The following is a 20,315-nucleotide window of genomic DNA, read 5'->3' on the forward strand; positions in this document are numbered from 1 at the left end:
AGATTTACCTAAACGTTTCGCTGAATTTGGAACAGTATATCGTTATGAACAAAGTGGTGAATTGCACGGTTTAACACGTGTAAGAGGGTTTACTCAAGATGATGCTCATATATTTTGTACACCAGATCAATTAGATGAAGAATTTAAAAATGTAATTGATCTAGTTTTATATGTGTTTAAATCTTTAAGTTTCAAAAACTTTACCGCTCAAGTTTCTTTAAGAGATAAGGAAAACAAAGAAAAGTATATTGGAAGTGATGAAAATTGGGAAAAAGCTGAAAATGCAATTATAAATGCAACTAAAGAAAAAGGTTTAGATTATGTTGTAGAGTATGGAGAAGCTGCATTTTACGGTCCTAAATTAGACTTTATGGTTAAAGATGCTTTAGGCAGAAGTTGGCAATTAGGAACAATACAAGTTGATTATAATTTACCTGAAAGATTTGATTTGAGTTATAAAGGTTCAGATAATCAATTACACAGACCAGTAATGATTCACAGAGCTCCTTTTGGATCTATGGAACGCTTTATCGCTGTTTTATTAGAACATACAGGAGGTAAATTCCCTCTTTGGCTAACTCCTGAGCAAGTTATAATACTACCTATCAGTGAGAAATATCAAAAATATGCCGAAAAAGTTTTACATTTGCTAGAAAATTCCGAAATTCGCGCACTAATAGATGATAGAAGTGAAAAAACAGGAAGAAAAATCAGAGATGCAGAATTAAATAAAATTCCATTTATGATTATTGTAGGAGAACAAGAAGAAAATGATGGCACGGTTTCTGTGAGAAAACAAGGAGAAGGAGATATTGGAACATTATCAATTGACGAATTTATTTCGTTTACAAATAAAGAAATTAATAGTACATTAGAACAATTTTAGTTTAATTTAAATTTTACAGTTATAGCAATTAAAAGAAGATCAGGGGGAAGAAAACCTTGGAGAGTAATTAAGGAAGATCAACATAGGATTAATGAAAAAATCACGTATGTTGATGAAGTACGTTTAGTAGGTGATAACGTTGAAATTGGTGTATACCCAATATCAAAAGCAAAAGCGTTAGCAAGAGAACTAGAATTAGATTTGGTAGAAATATCTCCCAAAGCTGTGCCTCCTGTTTGTAAAATTATAGATTATAAGAAATTTCTATATGAACAAAAAAAACGAGAGAAAGCACAAAAATCTAAAGCCTCTAAAGTAGTTGTAAAAGAAATTAGATTTGGACCTAATACTGATGAGCATGATTTTGAATTCAAAAAGAAACATGCCATTAAATTTTTACAAGACGGAGCAAAATTAAAAACATTTGTGTTTTTTAAAGGAAGATCTATAATTTATAAAGATCAAGGACACATATTACTTTTAAGACTGGCAACAGAACTTGAAGAATATGGAAAAGTAGAGCAAATGCCTAAATTAGAAGGTAAACGTATGATTATGTACATTGCTCCAAAAAAGAAATAATACACTTCAATCTTACTATTTAAAATATATAGTAGTTTCCGAAGAAAAAATATTAAGCAAGATAAAAAAGTAGAAGAAAGATGCCTAAAATGAAAACAAAATCTAGTGCTAAGAAGCGTTTTAAGCTTACTGGTTCTGGAAAAATAAAAAGAAAACACGCTTTTAAAAGTCATATATTGACTAAGAAAAGTAAAAAACGTAAATTAAAGTTAACTCACGATGGTTTAGTTCATAAATCTGACGAAGCTAACATTTTACAACAGTTAACTTTAAAATAATAAAGTTACAGGGAATTTAATTATTAACCTTGGAGTTGAGCTAATACAAGTGTAAATTAATTTTACCGCCAACTACAAAAAACAATTTGAAATTATGCCAAGATCAGTAAATTCAGTTGCTTCAAGAGCTAAGAGAAAAAAGATATTGAAGCAAGCAAAAGGTTACTTTGGACGTAGAAAAAACGTTTATACAGTAGCAAAAAATGCGGTAGAAAAAGGAATGTTATATTCTTATAGAGACCGTAAAAACAAAAAGAGAACTTTCCGTGCTTTATGGATTCAACGTATTAACGCTGGAGCTCGTCAGTATGGAATGTCTTACTCACAGTTTATGGGTAAAGTTAAAGCTAATAATATTGAATTGAACCGTAAGGTTCTTGCAGATTTAGCGATGAACAACCCAGAAGCTTTTAAGGCAGTTGTAGATCAAGTAAAATAGATTTTTAATTTCTTGCTTATATATAAAAACCCAATCTTTTCGATTGGGTTTTTTATTTTATAAAACGTATTTTTTTACTTCTCTATTTCACGTAAACTTTCCATTTTCTTTAGAGCCATAAAACTAGTAATTGTTTCAAAGTGTTCTATAACACGTTTATTTCCAAATTCAAAAACTTTATCTGCCAAACCATCTAAAAAATCACGATCGTGAGAAACTAGAATTAAAGTCCCATCAAAATCTTTTAAAGCATCTTTAATAATATCTTTAGTTCTCATATCTAAATGATTTGTTGGTTCATCTAAAATTAAAACATTTACTGGTTCTAACAATAATTTAACCATTGCTAAACGTGTTTTCTCGCCTCCAGAGAGCACTTTTACTTTTTTTGTAGTATTATCTCCAGAAAACATGAATGCTCCTAGTAAATTCTTTATTTGAGTTCGAATATCTCCTACCGCTATATGATCTACAGTTTCAAAAACAGTTAACTCTTCATCTAATAATGAAGCTTGATTTTGTGCAAAATAACCGACTTTAACATTATGCCCTACTTCCAATTTTCCTTCAAAATCTATTTCCCCCATAATAGCCTTAATCATAGTAGATTTTCCTTCTCCGTTTTTACCTACAAAAGCAACTTTTTGACCACGTTCAATAACTAAATTTGCATTTTTAAAAACTACATGTTCTCCGTATTTTTTTGATAATTCATTAACAACAACAGGATATTGCCCACTTCTTGGAGAAGGAGGAAACTTTAAACGTAAAGCAGATGTATCAACCTCATCTACTTCCACAAGTTGCAATTTCTCTAACATTCTAACACGAGATTGCACTTGATTTGTTTTAGAGTATGTTCCTTTAAAACGCTCGATAAATTCGGTATTTTCAGCAATCATTTTTTGTTGTTCATCATATGCTTTTTGTTGGTGTGCACGTCTATCTTTACGTAATTCTAAATAATGTGAATAAGTAGCTTTATAATCATAAATTCTACCCATAGTCACTTCAATAGTTCTATTAGTAATATTATCTACAAAAGCTCTATCGTGTGAAATAACAATTACGGCTTTTGCAGAATTTATTAAAAAATCTTCTAACCATAGAACACTTTCTATATCTATATGATTTGTTGGCTCATCTAACAAAATTAAGTCTGGTTTTTGTAATAAAATCTTTGCCAACTCTATACGCATACGCCATCCACCAGAAAATTCTGAAGTTGGTCTATTAAAATCCGTTGCTTCAAAACCTAAACCTTTTAATACTTTCTCAACCTCAGCTTCATAATTTATTTCTTCAATAGCATAAAATTTTTCACTTAGTTCAGATACACGTTCAATTAATTTCATGTATTCATCACTTTCGTAATCCGTTCTTGTAGTTAAAGCTTCATTAATTTCATCTATTTCAGCTTTCATTTTAAATATTTCAGAAAATGCTTTTGAAGTTTCTTCAATTACAGTTGCATTATCCTTAGCCAATAAATGTTGTGGTAAATAAGCTATTTTAGCGTCTTTTGGTGCTGAAATATTCCCAGAATTTGGTTTGTGTACACCTGCAACAATTTTTAATAATGTTGATTTTCCAGCTCCATTTTTTCCCATTAAAGCAATCTTATCATTCTCATTTATTGAAAATGAAACATTGCTAAAGAGGCTTGTTCCTCCAAACTGTACCGAAATGTCGTTAACTGTAATCATTGTTATAAATTAATTTTTGAAAGGCGCAAATATACATGGTTTGATTAACATTTGAATTATTAAAGCATTGATATTAAAACAAAAAAGCAAGAATAAATTATTCTTGCTTTTTTGTTATATTTAAAAATTAAAGAGATTATAGAACTTCTCCTAACTCTTTTAATTTTTCTGTATTTTCAGCTAGTTTTAATTCTTCTACAATTTTATGAATATCTCCATTTATTACGTTAGATAAATCATATAATGTTAATCCAATTCTGTGTTCAGTAACACGTCCTTGAGGATAATTATAAGTTCTAATTTTTGCCGAACGGTCTCCACTTGCAACTAATGAATTTCTTTTAGCAGAATCTTCAGCTAATTTTTTTTCTAATTCTTGCTCATACAAACGAGAACGCAATACTTTCATTGCTTTTTCTTTATTTTTATGCTGAGATTTCTGATCTTGACATTGAGCTACTAAACCTGTAGGAACGTGTGTTAAACGCACAGCTGAATATGTAGTATTTACAGATTGACCTCCTGGTCCAGAAGAACAAAAGTAATCTACACGAATATCACTGGTTTTTAGTTCTACATCAAATTCTTCAGCTTCTGGCAATACCATTACTGTTGCCGCAGAAGTATGTACACGACCTTGAGTTTCGGTTTGTGGAACACGTTGCACACGGTGTACACCTGATTCAAATTTCATATCACCATACACATCTTCACCGGAAACACTAAAAATAATCTCTTTAAAACCACCAGATGTTCCTTCACTTATATCTTCAACTTCTGTTTTCCATCCTTTATCTGAACAGTATTTTGTGTACATTCTATATAAATCTCCAGCAAAAATACTTGCTTCATCACCTCCTGTACCTGCTCTAATTTCTACAATAACATTTTTAGCATCATCTGGATCTTTTGGAATTAACATAAACTTTATGTCCTCTTCCAGTTTTGGCAACTGAGCCGAGGCTTCTTCTAATTCCATTTTTGCCATTTCTGTCATTTCAGCATCAGAACCATCTGCTATAATTTCTTTAGCTTCTTCAATATTATTTAATAAGCCTTTATACTCTTCAGCAATTTTCATTACTGCGCTTAAATCTTTATATTCTTTATTGATTTGTATGTAGCGTTTTTGGTCTGAAATAATATCTGGTTGGATAATTAAATCAGAAACCTCATCAAAACGTTGTTTTACTATTTGTAACTTATCTAACATTTATTTTTTAATTGGATTGCAAATTTACAATAATTTCTTGAGACTATTATTTTTCGTTTATTTTGTTACTAATTACAAATTAAACTTTATTGTTTTGAAATTATTTAATACTCAAAAACTCCAAATTCGCTTTTAATTGTTAATTTTTTAGTTTCTGAAGCTTCTACCCTACCAATAATTTTAGCATTTACATTAAAACTTTTTGAAATTTCTATTAAATCTTGAGCAATTTCTTCTGAAACATATAATTCCATTCTATGACCGCAGTTAAACACTTGATACATTTCTTTCCAATCAGTTTTACTTTGCTCTTGAATTAATTTAAAAAGTGGTGGTACTTGAAACATATTATCTTTTATAATATGCAAATTATCTATAAAATGAAGGATTTTTGTCTGTGCTCCTCCACTACAATGCACCATACCATGAATTTGTTTTGACGAATATTTTGCTAGTATCTTTTTTATGATTGGCGCATAAGTCCTAGTTGGTGACAATACTAATTTACCTGCATCTATTGGTGAGTTTTCAACCTCATCAGTTAATTTCATACCGCCCGAATACACCAAGTCGTTAGGAACAGCTGCGTCAAAACTTTCTGGATACTTTTCAGCCAAATATTTACTAAAAACATCATGACGTGCTGAAGTTAATCCATTTGACCCCATACCGCCGTTGTATTCTTTTTCGTAAGTTGCTTGTCCGAATGATTCTAAACCAACTATAACATCACCCGGTTTTATATTAGCATTATCTATAACATCGGTTCTTTTCATTCTAGCAGTTACAGTAGAATCTACTATAATTGTACGTACCAAGTCTCCTACATCAGCAGTTTCACCTCCGGTAGAATAAATTTCAACACCAAAATCTTTTAAATCTTGTAATAATTCTTCTGTTCCGTTTATAATTTGTGAAATAACTTCACCAGGAATTAAATTTTTATTTCTTCCAATAGTTGAAGATAGCATAATATTTTCTATTGCTCCTACACACAATAAATCATCAATATTCATAATTAAAGCATCTTGTGCTATACCTTTCCAAACAGAAATATCTCCTGTTTCTTTCCAGTACATATATGCTAAAGACGATTTTGTTCCTGCTCCATCGGCATGCATTATTAAACAATAATTATTGTCTCCAGTTAAATAATCTGGAACAATTTTACAGAAAGCTTTTGGAAACAATCCTTTATCTACATTTTTTATGGCATTATGAACATCTTCTTTAGATGCTGAAACTCCTCTTTGACTGTACCTTTTACTTACTTCTGAACTCATTAGTGCTATGTTTAATTGTTTTGCAAAAGTAATTTTTCTTTTTCAATTTAAGAAACATAAAAAAACCGAATGTTAATTCATTCGGTTTTTATTTAAAAATAATTGTTTTACTCCCAATCTGGCATTAATGCGTTTTCAAATAGTTTTACTCTATCGCTATCACTTTCAACATCAATGCTCATTTTATAAATTGATTTTGTTGATATACCATCATTTGAGGTATTAACAAATATTATTTCTGCCTCATTTGGAGAAAAACGCGGATCTAAATCTATAGTTCCACTATCTTTATCTGAAGAAATATCTACTGTTGTTGCTTCGCTAAAATTATAAATAAAAATATGCGTATCTAACTGTCTGTTATTAGCATTCTGATATTCTGAGACATCTAAAGTGTATAATAGTAACTTATTATCTACAGAAATATTTAATCCTCCTAAAGCTCCTAATACGTCTGAAATAACGGTACTTATAACTGCTCCTTCCATATCAATTGTATATATGGATGCATTATAACCTAAAATATCATTTGTTTTTAATGCAATCATACTTTCATCGTTACTCCAATCACATTCTGTTATAAAACTACCATCTAATGTTTGATAAATTTGTTGTAATCCTGATCCATCTTTATTAATAACATAGAGCTTATCATAATGTGGATAAATTAACCGATCTCCGTTTGAAGACCAGGAGTAATCTATATTATTAAAGTTATAACCAGCTACTGCAATTTCAGAAGTTACTTGTTGTATGTCTGATCCATTTTGTTTCATTGTAAACAAATGGGTTTCATTATCTTCAGTCCTTAAAAATGCTATTAGGTTTGCTGCTTGATTTTTTCTAGGTCTCCAACTATTTTTATCTTCAGATGTTAATTGAACTTCATTTATCTGTTCTCCATTATCTTCATCAAAATTTGATGAATAAATTATATTGTTATTATTATCGCTTTTTTTGACATAAAAATATCTATTGTCTGGATTGTATTTAGTTTTAAAAGTATTAACAACGCTTAAAACATCTTCATTTATAGCATCTGAAACTGCAACTTGCCAAAAATATTTAACTCCATATTTTAAATTTGAAATTACATAAGTTGTATCAATAAGACTTTCAATTAAAATAGTATTGTTATCTATATCATTTTTTATTTCTAACCTATATGATAAATCATCTTCATCAGGATCTTCTGAGCTCCATACCAACTCAACTGAAAGCTCAAGATCTTCACTTCCATCTTCTGGAGTTATTAATTGAGGTGCTGAAGGTGGTTTATTTAAAGTATTATTGTCTTGTAATTCAAAAATCACATTTACTTCTGAATCTTCAATCACAGTAGCTGCTTCAAATGAAGTAAGATACTCTTCTTTAGTAGCACTTACTGAATACTCTCCTTCTTCAATATTAGCCATAATAAAATACCCTTCTAAATCTGTAAATACAGTATTACCTGTTGGACTTATTGTTATTTTTGCATTTTCTATAGGATCAAAGCTATCTGCTTCAACAACTCTTCCTGTTATGGTTCCTTCACCAATATAATCGGTAGTATCTTCACTACAATTAATAAAAAAAGCTAGTGATAGAATACATATTAAATTAATCGTTTTTTTCATATCCCTTTTTTTATTCAAACATTACAGATTTAACTTTATTATATGGCTTTCCGAGGTAAAAATTAATTCCCAGCCCAATTCTCCAATAAAAATCGTTCCATTCTCCTTGCTCAAGACCTTCCAGGTTATCTGAAAATAACATGTTTTGTTCAGCAAAAACCTTAATTCCAATATTTTTGGTTGGTAAATATTCTAAACCTCCACCCATTAAAAATTTAAAATAGGTGGTATCAAAATCTTTATCTGAAATAGTTCCGACACCAAGGTGTAAAAAAGGAGAAATATTATCGTAAGGCAAAAAATCGTAGGCTAAACTTGTATCGAAAGAATAGAAGTCATTTTTGAAAGAATTTTCATTTTCAAGTTGAAAAAAACCAACTCCAAAATTTAAATTTAAACCTGGCTTTTTAAAATAGGTTTTAAAGGCAATGGCACCTCCCATTTTTTTTAATGAGTTTGAGTAATCATTATTAGCAATAGTTGTACCTCCTTCAACTGAGATTGCAGAACGTCCTCTTTTATCTTCTAGTTTTCTATCATAAAGCGCAGTTGATCCTGCTTCTTCTTTTTCTATCTCATATTGACTTTTAACAAAATCTACTGTAGGCTTTCCTCCTTTAGGCTCCCAAATTCCATCAATTATACCCTCAATAATTAAAAGTTCAACTGCTTTATCAATAGCCTCTTTAATGGCAAGTTGAGTAGGTTCGTTTTTTGTAACTCCCGTTTCAACCTCTAAAAGTCTTTTTACATCTACATATCTAAATAGGTTTGCTGAAATTCCTTGAGATAAAATAGTTTTAGAGACATATACATTTTTTATGATTCTTCCACTTGATGTAGAAACAGCTCTCAAATAAATTGTTATTCTGTCTTGCCTATATTCTGTAGCTCCTCCAACTCCAAAATATCTTGCTCCTGAACCTCCTGTAATTATATTTGAATCATAAGACACCACACCACCTTCTAACAGAATACCTGCAAATAACAATGGAGGCATTGCTGTGGTTTGATCTTGCGTAGCTCCAGCTGCATACTCTTGTCTTGTTGAGCGAATTATTTGACGTTCGTTTAATAGGTTTCCTATATTTTCACGCTCAATTGGATTAAACCAATTAGATTCCTCTAAAGAATTTAATAATATTGATGTTCCACCTTGTGTAACTGCGGTACTAAATGTAGATCCATTTTCAATTAATTTATATTGCCCTGTCTGATCTCTAAATTTATAGACACCTACTATAGCTTTATTTAAAGGCAAAATTGTATCTAATATACTTTTTTTTGAAGTATTTTCTCCTATTCTAGCATTACTTGTAATTAATGGTTGATTTAAATATGTTCCACAACCAACCACTAACACTAATACAATACAAATACTATATTTTATATATTTTTTCATGAATGTGGGGAATATTTAGCAATTAGTTTGGTATAATTATATTTGTTTGTTCTCCAGTTGAAGTATCTAAAATATTGACCGATAAACCATCTGTTGATGGTGATATTTCAACTACCAAGCTACCAAAAACATAAGTACCTTCAGTTAAAGAAGTGTCTCCAAACTCTTCTTGAAATAAATCTTGAGATAAAGAATTTAATAATTGTCTATTTAAAGATTCTGTAAAATTTTCTAAATCTGAACCTTGATCAAAATCAAATCCATTATCTTCTTCAAAATCATTTTGAGCATTTGCAGAAGCTAATAATTGTTGATAATTAAATGTTTCACCTCCAAAAAAAGGATTTATAGGTTTATAAACTATATTTTGAGAATACAGTAAAGAAGGTGCACTAATAAGTAATGCTACTATAATATATTTTAATGCTTTCATACTTTTAAATTTTGTTCTTTTTTAAAATCTAGTATTATTGTATAATAATTGCCGTTGTTTTGCATATTGATTTACATTTTTTAAAGTTGCTTTAACAGCTGTTTTTAAAAATTCTTCATCAGGTTTGGACATAAATTCAAACAGTTTTTTATCTTCTGAAGTTATTGTTATAATACTACTTCTTCCAAAATAAGGTTTCTCTGATATAGTAATAATAAATGGGTATAATTTGCCTGATGTACTATATTGCTGATAAAAAAAATCGTGAAAATCTTTTCCTACTTTAGTAATAACTTCATCAATTACAATTCCTTTAAGTGCAAAATCAACTTCACTTACCACTTCTTCTTTTACTTTCTCGTTATTTGATTGAGCTATATGTAATGAATCTTTAGAAATAACAATATTGTTTTGCTTAATAAATAAATAAATGCGTAAATCATCACTAGGGTCAACACTTAATCGAATTTCTGAAAGGTTTTTACTTTCTTCTGGTTCTAGAGAAAATACACCTTCTTGTCTATTACTTGAATAATTTCCTGCTGTATTTTTTTTTAATGCTAACAAATTATAATACAAATCATTTTTAAAAATAAGCTCTTCATTAACTGCTTGAGCTTTTATTAAAATTAAATTATCAGATTCTTGAATAATTATCTTTCCGGTTACAGATTCATTTAATTGCCCATAAGTACTATTAAAAAATAACATCAAACAACTGAAAATACTATTTAAATAAAGTTGCTTCATAATTATTAATAATTTTTAATAATCAATGTTTTAAAATTTGATTTCTGCAAAATAGACATATTATCTATTAAAGAATTTTGACCATAAATATTAAGAGAATTAGAATTTCCAATCTGCATAACACTTAAATTTGAAGTATTACTATTGTAATAATTAATAAAACTATAGTAATTATTATCTCCAAATTGTTTAACTACCTGATTATCTCCTTTAATTTGTTTGACATCAATTTTATTATAATCTCCAACTTGATTTAAATTAATAATCTCATTTGTTTGTTGATTATTATTCGATATTATAAAATTGTTGTTTACTTTTAAATTTGAAGCTATAGTATTATTTAATTGAAAATATTGATTTATTATAACCGTATTTTCATCAGATAATTGTTGTCCAAAAGACAGATAAGTACTTATGAAAAATAAACCTATAATAATTAATATACGGTTACAGTTTTTCATCTTATTAAAATTTAGTAAAAGAGGGGTTTCCCCCTCTTTTAAATTAAATTAATAACTTCTTAATTAGTTCATTTGCTCTACGCAAGCTTGGTTTCCAACTCCAAATTGACCGATTGTACTATTGTTACCTCCAAACCAAAAAGAAGCTGATTGATCTACAGAAGAAAAGTTATCTGCTCCAATTTGCAATACATAACTATTGTTAGAACTTAAAAATCCTGCATCTTGAGTTACACAGGCTTTATTATCAAAACCAATTTGATTGACCATTGATGTATTTGCTCCACCAAAACTTGTAGTTTGAGTTTCTACAGATGTATTACCTGATCCAACTTGGTAAGAAGTTGCATCGTTATTATCTCCATCTTGATCTTGTAAAGCCGAATTATTTCTTCCCCATTGACCAATAGTAGCTTCATTGTCATCACCATCTTGAGATTGTTGAGCATAATTATTTCGTCCAAATTGAACAACACTTGCTTCATTATCATCTCCTGTTTGAGTTTGAATTGAAGTATTCATTCGACCTCTTTGAAAAGCTGTCGCCTCATTATCATCTCCAATAACATATTGTGATGCATAATTCATAACACCGCGTTGATTAACTGAACCATAATTATCGTCTCCTAATTGAACAATGTCTGAATGGTTTCTGTAGCCACGTTGTTGTACCCAGGCTTGATTTTCTTCACCATTTTGATAGATATCTGAATAGTTTGCAACACCTATTTGCAAAACATTAGCTTTGTTCTCTATCCCTACTTGATCTACATCACTATCGTTTGTTCCAAAAATCGAACTTCCCCTAGGTCCTGTTGGAATTTGTGTAATATCGCAATCATTACATGCTGCTTGTCCGAATACTACTGTTGCTGCCAAAATAAAAGCAACACTTAAAATTAATTTTTTCATAATAAAAGTTTTTAATGTTAGTAAAAATTTAGTTTAGAAATCTAAATTATACAGTAGGGAAGTATATTTTAATGTATTAAGAATATACTTATACAATCTAAATTCTATAATTTTAATAAATTGGGTAAAACAATTTTTTAGGGTTTAAACCGTGGGGTAATTAAAATAATTAGTGTACGTACTTTACTATTTTAAACAAGTCTAAATTAGCTCTATATTTCTAATTATCAAAATATTAAGAGTTCAAATATACAAACTGTTCTGTTTTTAGAATAGAATGCAGATTTTACCTAATAAAATACATATAAGCTTGTAACATCTATTTTGAAAACAAAAATAAACCGTTTTAAAACAGTGTTTTAAAACGGTTTACAATAAAAAATACTTACTTTTTAATTTAAACTATCTAATAAAAAGTAGTTCTCTATATTTAGTTAATGGCCAAATTTCGTCATCTACCATAATTTCTAATTTATCACAATGATATCTTATTTCCTCAAAAAATGGTTTTATTGTTTTACAGTATTCATGTGCTTTTTTTACAGGGTCTGTTATAACATTTGCTTTTTTCCGAGCAGCAATCATAGCATCTACTTTAGCATGTATTACTTCAATATGTGAAGAAATTTTTTTAATTAATAAAATTTGTTCAGAAGCATACTTTTCAAAATCTGCACCAAATATCTCTTTTAAACCTGACACATTTTTAATCAGCATATTTTGATAACGAACCGCTGTTGGAATAATATGATTACCTGCAATATCTCCAATAACGCGAGATTCTATTTGAATACGTAAGGTATAATCTTCTATTTCAATTTCGTGACGAGCTTCTATTTCTACTTTACTCATTACATTCATTTCTTCAAATAAATCTATTGTTTTTTTAGAAATTTTAGCTTTTAATGCTTCTGGTGTAGTTTTATTATTGCTCAAGCCTCTTTTTTTAGCTTCTTTTTCCCAAGCTTTACCATATCCATTGCCTTCAAATAAAATATTTTTAAAAGATTTTATATACTCTCTTAATACATTAAAAATGGCTTCATCCTTTTTTAAACCTTTATCGTCAATAAGTTTATCTACTTCAACTTTAAAACTTTTTAATTGTTTTGCCACAATTGTATTCAAAACAGTCATTGGATTTGCTGAGTTTGCTAAAGAACCTACGGCTCTAAATTCAAACTTATTACCTGTAAATGCAAAAGGAGAAGTTCTATTTCTATCTGTATTATCTAACAATACATCTGGAATTTTCCCTACAACATTTAATTTTAAATCTGTTTTTTCTTCAGGAGATAATTTTCCTGTTGTAACTCCTTCTAATTCTTCTAATACTTTTGTTAATTGCTGGCCAATAAAAATAGACATAATTGCTGGAGGTGCTTCATTTGCTCCTAATCTATGGTCATTACTTGCAGAAGCAATGGAAGCTCTCAATAGCTCTTCATTATCATAAACTGCTTTTATAGTATTTATAAAAAAGGTTAAAAATTGAAGATTACTCATTGGAGTTTGTCCAGGTGCTAATAAATTTACACCAGCATCATTAGACAAGGACCAATTATTATGTTTTCCGGATCCATTTACTCCCGCAAAAGGTTTTTCATGTAAAAGCACTTTAAAATTATGTCGACTAGCAACACGCCCCATAATATCCATTAATAATGAATTATGATCTACAGCTAAATTAGCTTCCTCATAAATTGGAGCTAATTCAAATTGATTAGGAGCAACTTCATTATGACGCGTTTTAACAGGAATACCTAAATACATACATTCAGTTTCCAAATCTCTAATAAAATTAAATGCTCTAGTTGGAATAGCTCCAAAATAATGATCATCTAATTGTTGACCTTTTGCAGGAGAATGCCCTAATAAAGTCCTTCCAGTTAAAATAATATCAGGTCTACTACCTGCTAATGCTTTATCAATTAAAAAATATTCTTGTTCCCACCCTAAAGATGATGTAACTTTTTTTACATTCTTATCAAAATATTTACAAACTGCTGTTGCTGCTTTATCCACAGCATTTAAAGCTCTTAATAAAGGTGTTTTATAATCTAGAGCTTCACCCGTGTATGATATAAAAATTGTTGGTATACACAAGGTAGTACCATATATATATGCAGGTGATGTAGGATCCCAAGCTGTATAACCTCTTGCTTCAAAAGTATTTCTAATTCCACCGTTTGGAAAACTTGAAGCATCTGGCTCTTGTTGAACCAACTCACTTCCTCCAAATTTCTCTATAGACATTCCATTACCAATAGTTTCAAAAAATGCATCATGTTTTTCTGCTGTAGCACCTGTTAAAGGCTGAAACCAGTGTGTGTAATGTGTAACTCCTTTAGACAAAGCCCAATCTTTCATAGAAGAAGCAACTTGATTCGCTATATTTCTGTCTATTTTTTTTCCAAGTTTAATGGCATTCATTACACCCTTAAACGCATCATTTGTTAAATATTGACGCATTGCCTGTTCATTAAATACATTTGCTGCAAATATTTCTGAACGTCTTTTATCTTCTATAACCTCTACAGGCTTCCTATTTTGTGCTAATTGAACTGCCTTAAATCTTAATATTGACATTTTTATATCTTTAAAATTATACGAATATATAAATTATTGTTTATATTTTTAATTAAAATAAATTTACCCCCTAAAAAAAATAGGGTATTGACAAAAATAAAGCGTTTTTTAAATTTTACCCCCTATTATTACAGTAATATGAGTATAAATATTTAAATTTGCTGATATTTATTTGATTTAAAAATAATAATTTAACTTATATGAGCAAAACAAAATTAGAGTACATTTGGTTAGATGGTCATCAACCAACTCAAGAATTAAGAAGTAAAACTAAAATTGAAGATGATTTCAGCGGAAAATTAGAGGACTGTGATATTTGGTCTTTTGATGGTTCGTCTACAGAACAAGCAGAAGGTGGTTCTTCAGATTGTTTATTAAAACCTGTAGCTATTTATCCAGACCCTGCAAGACGCAATGGATATTTAGTAATGTGTGAAGTATTAAATGCTGATGGAACTCCACACCCTTCTAATCACCGTTCAACTATTGATGATGATAATGATGACTTCTGGTTTGGTTTTGAGCAAGAATATTTCTTAATGGACTCAAAAACAGATTTACCATTAGGATTCCCTCGTGGTGGATTCCCTGGACCACAAGGTAAATACTACTGTTCAGTTGGTGGTAGATATACTTGGGGTAGAGATTTTGTTGAAGAACACGCAGATTTATGTATAGATGCTGGTTTAAACTTTGAAGGTATTAACCAAGAGGTAGCTCCTGGTCAATGGGAATTTCAATGCTTTGCAAAAAGTGCAAAAAAAGCTGGAGATGAAATCTGGATAGCACGTTACTTATTAAACAGATTAACTGAAAAATATAACTATTATATAGAATTACACCCAAAACCTGTAAAAGGTGACTGGAATGGTTCTGGTATGCATGCAAACTTTTCTAACACTACACTAAGAACTTGTGGTTCTAAAGAAACTTATGAAAAAATTTGTGAAGCGTTTAGACCTGTAACTGATAACCATATTGATGTTTATGGTGCTTTTAACGAAGAACGTTTAACTGGACTGCACGAAACTGCATCTATTACCGATTTCTCTTATGGAGTATCAGATAGAGGAGCTTCAATTAGAATTCCTATTATTACTGTTGAAAAAGGCTGGAAAGGTTGGTTAGAAGATAGAAGACCTGCTTCAAATGCTGATCCATACAAAGTAGCATCAATAATTATTAAAACTGTTAAAGCTGCTAAAATTTAATTTATTTAATTTTTATCTATAAAAAAAGGCTGTTTAAAATTTTAAACAGCCTTTTTTGTGCAATAACTTTTAGTATAGTTATTATTTTTTAGGATGTACAATCTTTAATTCTTCAATTAAATTTGTAGCTCCAGCATATTTATCTATTATAAATAATACATAACGTATATCTACCATAATACTTCTTACAATATCTGCATCAAAATATAAATCACTCATAGTTCCTTCCCAAGTAGTATCAAAAGCCAACCCAATTAAGTTTCCATTAGCATCTACAACAGGGCTTCCTGAATTTCCTCCTGTCATATGGTTTGTAGATAAAAGATTTACCGGCATTTTACCATTTTCGCCATACTGACCATAATCTTTAGTATTGTATAAATCCTGTAGTTTTTGAGGCACATCAAATTCATAATCACCTGGCTTATATTTTTCCATTACACCTTTTAAAAAGGTTTGAGTGGTATAAGTAACACCATCTTTAGGACTATAACCTTGAACTAAACCATAATTAACCCTTAAAGTACTATTTGCATCTGGGAAAAAACGTTTGTTAGGAAATACTTCCATTAAAGCCTTCATATATTTTTTTTGAACTGCTTCAATTTCTAAATTTAACTGTTGAAATTTAGGTTCAATTTTAGTATAAAAAACTGTGTGTAATTCTTTTCCAAACTGGTATGCTTTATCTTCGTTTAATTTTTTAATAACCTCTTCTGCAGAACCAGATAATAATTCCGTAACACCTTCTAACGATGTTAATTTAGAACTTGAATAAATTTGATTTGTTAACGCAGTAAAATCCACATTTACCATATTAGGTGGCAAAAATTCTTTAGGAGATTTATCGGCATATAATTTCACCAATTTTTCAAATACAGGTTTATCAACCTCCACACTATAATTTTTAAATTTACCTTCTAAACTACTTAAAACTGCATCTCTTCTACTTGAAAAAGCTGCTTCACCACCTCTTAAATACACTTGTTCTAATTGAAAAGCATTAAAAGTTACACCTAACAATTCTACATTTCTATAAGCAGTTTCAATCCAATAATCGCGTGCTAAAGAAACACTTTCAATTTCTTTATAAAGTTTTTCAAAATCTGACAGTAATGTTTTATAACCTACAAGATCTTTAGCTTCAACAATTTTTGAAAATTCTTTTTCTAATTCTTGTTTTTTAGCAATAGCATTTGTTTGATTGATCCCTTGACTTTCTCCTATCCATTTTTTCCAATAATTAGCTATTGAAGCAAATTTAGATGCATATTTAATTTTAATTGCATCATCTTTTCTCATATAAGAATCAACAATTTTTAAAGCATTTTCTCTAATTTCAATTTTAGCAGGATTTAATACATTAACAATTTGGTCTACACCAATTGCTGGTAAATACTCGTTAGTTCTTCCAGGAAAACCAAAAACTAAAGTAAAATCATTTTCTTCTACACCATCTAAAGATATTGGTAAGTAATGATTTGGATTGTAAGGAACATTGTCTTTTGAATATGCTGCGGGTCTATTATTAGCATCGGCATATACTCTAAACAATGAAAAATCTCCTGTATGGCGAGGCCACATCCAATTATCTGTATCTGCACCAAATTTACCAATTGATGTTGGAGGTGCTCCAACCAAACGAACATCTGTAAATACTTCTGTTACAAATAATAAATATTGATTTCCTTTAAAAAAGGATCTTACATAAGATTCTTGCCAATCTTCTTTTTCAACTTCTTTATTAACTTTTAAAATATTTTGGTTAATAATTTTCATTTTTTCAGCCTCATCCATAGTATCAGTTACTCCAACAAAAACTGCGTCAGTTACATCATCAATCCTTTTAATAAAGGTGGCTGTTAAACTTTCGTTTGGCAATTCTTCACTGTAATTCATTGCCCAAAATCCATCTTTTAAATAATCATTTTCAACAGATGAATGCGATTGGATTACCCCGTAGCCACAGTGGTGATTTGTTAATAATAAACCGTTAGGTGAAATAATTTCTGAAGTACAACCTCCTCCAAAATGAGCAATTGCATCTTTTAAACTAGAATTATTAACATCGTAAATATCTTTTACAGACATTTTCATTCCTAATTGTGCCATCTCATCGGCATTCATCCCTTCTAATAATGAAGGAATCCACATTCCTCCTTGTATTTCTCGGGTATCAACTTCTTTTGATACTTGCGCAACTGAATTTAACGATATAAAAGCTATCGCTATTAAAACATAAAATTTAATATTTTTCATTTATTTAATTGTTTTTTAATTTATTGTTGTTTTGGATGTACTAATGTCATTTCCTCAATTAAGTTTTTGGCACCTGCATATTTATCAACAATAAATAACACGTAACGGATATCTACCATTATATTTCTACAAATATCAGCATCATAATTATAATCGCTCATAGTTCCTTCCCAAACTCTATCGAAGTTTAATCCGATTAAATTTCCATTTGCATCAATTGCTGGACTTCCAGAATTACCTCCTGTAGTATGATTAGTTCCAATAAAATTTACTGGCATTTTTCCATTTTCAGCATAAATACCGAAATCTTTAGCATCGTATAAATCTTGTAATTTTTGAGGAACATCAAATTCATAATCGTTAGGTACAAATTTTTCCATAACACCCTCTAAATAAGTTGTTGTATTATAGTAAACACCATCTCTAGGCTCGTAACCACTTACTTGGCCGTAAGTTACGCGTAATGTACTATTTGCATCTGGGAAAAAGCGTTTATTTGGAAAAACTTCCATTAAGCCTTTCATATATTGTTTTTGAACTGCTGCTAACTCTTGATTTAATTGTTGAAATTTAGGTTCAATTTTATTGAAAAAAGTAGCGTGGAATTCTTTTCCAAATTTATAAGCTGCATCTTCATTTAATTTTTTTATGACCTCTTCAGCAGATCCTGAAAACAATTGTTTAGCTTCTTCTAAAGTAATTAACTTTGAAGTTGAATATATGGTATTTGCCAATTCTGAAAAATTAACGCCTTCTAAATTTGATGGACTGTATGCTTTTGGAGATTTTTCAGCATACAATGCTACTAATTTTTCAAAAACTGGTTTATCAACAACCGGACTGTAATTTTTGTAAGTACCTTCTAACCTTTTTAAAATTATATTTTTGGCATTTTCAAAACCTTGTTCACCTCCTCTTAAGTAAGCTTGCTCTACCTGAAAAGCTCTAAAAGTTATTCCTAATAACTCCACATTTCTATAAGCAACTTCCATCCAATAATCACGTGCTAAAGAAACGTTTTCAATTTCTTTATATAATTTTTCAAAATCAGATAACAAAGTAGTATAGTTTTCTAAATCTTTAGCTTCAACAATTTTTGAAAATTCTGTTTCTAATGCTCTTTTTTTCTCAATTGCTTTAGATTTTTCAATCCCTTGATTTTCACCTATCCATTTTTTCCAATAATTTGCTGTTGAAGCATATTTTGAAGCATATTTAATTTTTATTGCAGGATCTGTACGCATATACGTGTCTATAACTTTTAATGCATTTTCACGTATTTCTATTTTTGCAGGATTTAAAACATTAACAATTTGATCTACTGCAACTGCTGGTAAATATTCGTTAGTGCTTCCTGGAAAACCAAAAACTAAAGTAAAATCTCCTTCTTCAACACCATCTAAAGATATTGGAAGGTAATGATTTGGTTTATAAGGCACATTATCTTCTGAATATGCTGCGGGTCTATTATTTGCATCTGCATAAATTCTAAACAACGAAAAATCTCCAGTATGGCGAGGCCACATCCAGTTATCTGTATCTGCACCAAATTTACCAATTGATGAAGGCGGTGCACCAACCATACGAACATCTTTAAATTCTTCGGTTACAAATAATAAATATTGATTTCCTTTGTAAAATGCTTTTACATTTGAGTCTTGCCAAGCTTCTTTTTGAACTGTTTTATTTACTTTTAAAATATTCTGATTGATTAATTTCATTTTAGAAGCTTCATCCATATCGCTAGTAACACCAGCAAAAACAGCTTCGGTAACATCATCAATTCTTTTAATAAAAGTAACAGACATACTTGGGTTAGCTAATTCTTCATCGTAACTTTTTGCCCAAAATCCATTTTTCAAATAATCATGTTCTACAGAAGAATGCGATTGTATTGCTCCGTAACCACAATGATGATTTGTTAATAGTAGTCCGTTTGGCGAAATAATTTCAGAAGTACATCCCCCATTAAAATGAACAATGGCATCTTTTAAACTTGAATTATTTACATCATAAATATCTTTAGCAGTTAACTTACTACCTAATAATTGCATTTCAGTCTCGTTAACACCTTCTAATAGTGAAGGAATCCACATTCCTCCTTGTATTTCACGAGTATCAACAACAGTTTCACTTGAAACTTTACTAATTTCAGATTCCGTAGTTTCTTGAACTGTTTTACAAGAAACTATTAATAAAGCTAATAAAAAATAGAGTTTTATATATTTCATTTGGTTAAATTTTATTTGCACAAATATAACAAACCAAATATTCATTTTTTATGAATAAACT

The 20,315-nt window shown here is 29.8% G+C and carries 17 protein-coding genes (1 of these 17 cut by a window edge); 5 read left to right on the plus strand and 12 right to left on the minus strand.

Features of this window, described 5'->3' with window-relative positions; all coding sequences use genetic code 11:
- From thrS to rplT, 4 genes are all read left to right on the plus strand, one after another.
- On the plus strand, window positions 1–886 hold the 3' end of the coding sequence (gene thrS / locus MHL31_RS06615) for a threonine--tRNA ligase (RefSeq protein WP_240228302.1). It extends 1,055 nt beyond the left edge of the window; the window shows 886 of its 1,941 coding nt (coding positions 1,056–1,941); its start codon lies off the left edge, out of view; its stop codon occupies window positions 884–886.
- A 66-nt stretch (window positions 887–952) separates the two neighbouring features.
- Complete coding sequence (gene infC / locus MHL31_RS06620; RefSeq protein WP_256451660.1) at window positions 953–1,468, plus strand: translation initiation factor IF-3; 516 nt, start codon at window positions 953–955, stop codon at window positions 1,466–1,468.
- Between the two features lie 80 nt (window positions 1,469–1,548).
- Complete coding sequence (rpmI, locus tag MHL31_RS06625; protein ID WP_134248853.1) at window positions 1,549–1,746, plus strand: 50S ribosomal protein L35; 198 nt, start codon at window positions 1,549–1,551, stop codon at window positions 1,744–1,746.
- A gap of 94 nt (window positions 1,747–1,840) precedes the next feature.
- Window positions 1,841–2,185 (plus strand): 50S ribosomal protein L20, encoded by a 345-nt coding sequence (gene rplT / locus MHL31_RS06630; protein WP_134248852.1) that lies wholly within the window; start codon window positions 1,841–1,843, stop codon window positions 2,183–2,185.
- Window positions 2,186–2,259: 74 nt separating this feature from the next.
- Here rplT and MHL31_RS06635 read toward each other — a convergent pair whose 3' ends face one another.
- The 10 genes from MHL31_RS06635 to MHL31_RS06680 all read right to left on the minus strand — a co-directional run bounded on the left by MHL31_RS06635 (window position 2,260) and on the right by MHL31_RS06680 (window position 14,553).
- Window positions 2,260–3,891 carry an ABC-F family ATP-binding cassette domain-containing protein gene (locus tag MHL31_RS06635; protein WP_240228304.1) on the minus strand — a complete coding sequence of 544 codons (1,632 nt, stop codon included), beginning with the start codon at window positions 3,889–3,891 and terminating at the stop codon, window positions 2,260–2,262.
- Between the two features lie 136 nt (window positions 3,892–4,027).
- Window positions 4,028–5,104: a peptide chain release factor 1 gene (gene prfA / locus MHL31_RS06640; protein WP_240228306.1), complete on the minus strand. Its 1,077-nt coding sequence runs from the start codon at window positions 5,102–5,104 to the stop codon at window positions 4,028–4,030.
- Window positions 5,105–5,208: 104 nt separating this feature from the next.
- Entirely contained in the window at window positions 5,209–6,387 is a 1,179-nt protein-coding gene (locus tag MHL31_RS06645; protein ID WP_240228308.1) for an AIR synthase related protein, read from the minus strand.
- Window positions 6,388–6,494: 107 nt separating this feature from the next.
- Complete coding sequence (locus MHL31_RS06650; protein WP_240228309.1) at window positions 6,495–8,006, minus strand: carboxypeptidase regulatory-like domain-containing protein; 1,512 nt, start codon at window positions 8,004–8,006, stop codon at window positions 6,495–6,497.
- Between the two features lie 10 nt (window positions 8,007–8,016).
- Window positions 8,017–9,408 (minus strand): CsgG/HfaB family protein, encoded by a 1,392-nt coding sequence (locus tag MHL31_RS06655; RefSeq protein WP_240228311.1) that lies wholly within the window; start codon window positions 9,406–9,408, stop codon window positions 8,017–8,019.
- Between the two features lie 22 nt (window positions 9,409–9,430).
- Complete coding sequence (locus MHL31_RS06660) at window positions 9,431–9,841, minus strand: curli production assembly/transport component CsgF (protein ID WP_240228312.1); 411 nt, start codon at window positions 9,839–9,841, stop codon at window positions 9,431–9,433.
- 21 nt (window positions 9,842–9,862) lie between these two features.
- Window positions 9,863–10,591, minus strand: coding sequence for a curli production assembly/transport protein CsgE (locus tag MHL31_RS06665; RefSeq protein ID WP_240228314.1), 729 nt, complete (start codon window positions 10,589–10,591; stop codon window positions 9,863–9,865).
- A gap of 5 nt (window positions 10,592–10,596) precedes the next feature.
- Complete coding sequence (locus tag MHL31_RS06670) at window positions 10,597–11,052, minus strand: hypothetical protein (protein WP_240228316.1); 456 nt, start codon at window positions 11,050–11,052, stop codon at window positions 10,597–10,599.
- 63 nt (window positions 11,053–11,115) lie between these two features.
- Window positions 11,116–11,964 (minus strand): hypothetical protein, encoded by an 849-nt coding sequence (locus MHL31_RS06675; RefSeq protein ID WP_240228317.1) that lies wholly within the window; start codon window positions 11,962–11,964, stop codon window positions 11,116–11,118.
- Window positions 11,965–12,366: 402 nt separating this feature from the next.
- A complete protein-coding gene (locus tag MHL31_RS06680; protein ID WP_240228319.1) occupies window positions 12,367–14,553 on the minus strand; it encodes a glutamine synthetase III in 2,187 nt (728 codons plus the stop codon).
- 200 nt (window positions 14,554–14,753) lie between these two features.
- Here MHL31_RS06680 and MHL31_RS06685 point away from each other — a divergent pair, with 200 nt between their 5' ends.
- The gene (locus MHL31_RS06685) at window positions 14,754–15,764 is read left to right on the plus strand and encodes a glutamine synthetase beta-grasp domain-containing protein (protein ID WP_240228321.1); all 1,011 of its coding nucleotides are present in this window, start codon (window positions 14,754–14,756) and stop codon (window positions 15,762–15,764) included.
- Between the two features lie 81 nt (window positions 15,765–15,845).
- Here the strand turns inward: MHL31_RS06685 and MHL31_RS06690 are convergent, their stop codons facing one another.
- Together MHL31_RS06690 and MHL31_RS06695 are read right to left on the minus strand one after the other, a co-directional pair.
- Entirely contained in the window at window positions 15,846–18,023 is a 2,178-nt protein-coding gene (locus MHL31_RS06690; protein WP_240228322.1) for a S46 family peptidase, read from the minus strand.
- Window positions 18,024–18,043: 20 nt separating this feature from the next.
- Window positions 18,044–20,254 carry a S46 family peptidase gene (locus tag MHL31_RS06695; RefSeq protein WP_240228324.1) on the minus strand — a complete coding sequence of 737 codons (2,211 nt, stop codon included), beginning with the start codon at window positions 20,252–20,254 and terminating at the stop codon, window positions 18,044–18,046.
- Window positions 20,255–20,315: the final 61 nt, after the last annotated feature.

The sequence above is a fragment of the Lutibacter sp. A80 genome (assembly GCF_022429645.1).
GTDB lineage: Bacteria > Bacteroidota > Bacteroidia > Flavobacteriales > Flavobacteriaceae > Lutibacter.

What these genes read in the sequence shown, in the direction of transcription:
- rpmI (WP_134248853.1), top strand. Translation starts at nt 1,549, where the DNA reads ATGCCTAAAATGAAAACAAAATCTAGTGCTAAGAAGCGTTTTAAGCTT.
- rplT (WP_134248852.1), top strand. Translation starts at nt 1,841, where the DNA reads ATGCCAAGATCAGTAAATTCAGTTGCTTCAAGAGCTAAGAGAAAAAAG.
- MHL31_RS06635 (WP_240228304.1), bottom strand. Translation starts at nt 3,891, where the DNA reads ATGATTACAGTTAACGACATTTCGGTACAGTTTGGAGGAACAAGCCTC.
- prfA (WP_240228306.1), bottom strand. Translation starts at nt 5,104, where the DNA reads ATGTTAGATAAGTTACAAATAGTAAAACAACGTTTTGATGAGGTTTCT.
- MHL31_RS06645 (WP_240228308.1), bottom strand. Translation starts at nt 6,387, where the DNA reads ATGAGTTCAGAAGTAAGTAAAAGGTACAGTCAAAGAGGAGTTTCAGCA.
- MHL31_RS06650 (WP_240228309.1), bottom strand. Translation starts at nt 8,006, where the DNA reads ATGAAAAAAACGATTAATTTAATATGTATTCTATCACTAGCTTTTTTT.
- MHL31_RS06655 (WP_240228311.1), bottom strand. Translation starts at nt 9,408, where the DNA reads ATGAAAAAATATATAAAATATAGTATTTGTATTGTATTAGTGTTAGTG.
- MHL31_RS06660 (WP_240228312.1), bottom strand. Translation starts at nt 9,841, where the DNA reads ATGAAAGCATTAAAATATATTATAGTAGCATTACTTATTAGTGCACCT.
- MHL31_RS06665 (WP_240228314.1), bottom strand. Translation starts at nt 10,591, where the DNA reads ATGAAGCAACTTTATTTAAATAGTATTTTCAGTTGTTTGATGTTATTT.
- MHL31_RS06670 (WP_240228316.1), bottom strand. Translation starts at nt 11,052, where the DNA reads ATGAAAAACTGTAACCGTATATTAATTATTATAGGTTTATTTTTCATA.
- MHL31_RS06675 (WP_240228317.1), bottom strand. Translation starts at nt 11,964, where the DNA reads ATGAAAAAATTAATTTTAAGTGTTGCTTTTATTTTGGCAGCAACAGTA.
- MHL31_RS06680 (WP_240228319.1), bottom strand. Translation starts at nt 14,553, where the DNA reads ATGTCAATATTAAGATTTAAGGCAGTTCAATTAGCACAAAATAGGAAG.
- MHL31_RS06685 (WP_240228321.1), top strand. Translation starts at nt 14,754, where the DNA reads ATGAGCAAAACAAAATTAGAGTACATTTGGTTAGATGGTCATCAACCA.
- MHL31_RS06690 (WP_240228322.1), bottom strand. Translation starts at nt 18,023, where the DNA reads ATGAAAAATATTAAATTTTATGTTTTAATAGCGATAGCTTTTATATCG.
- MHL31_RS06695 (WP_240228324.1), bottom strand. Translation starts at nt 20,254, where the DNA reads ATGAAATATATAAAACTCTATTTTTTATTAGCTTTATTAATAGTTTCT.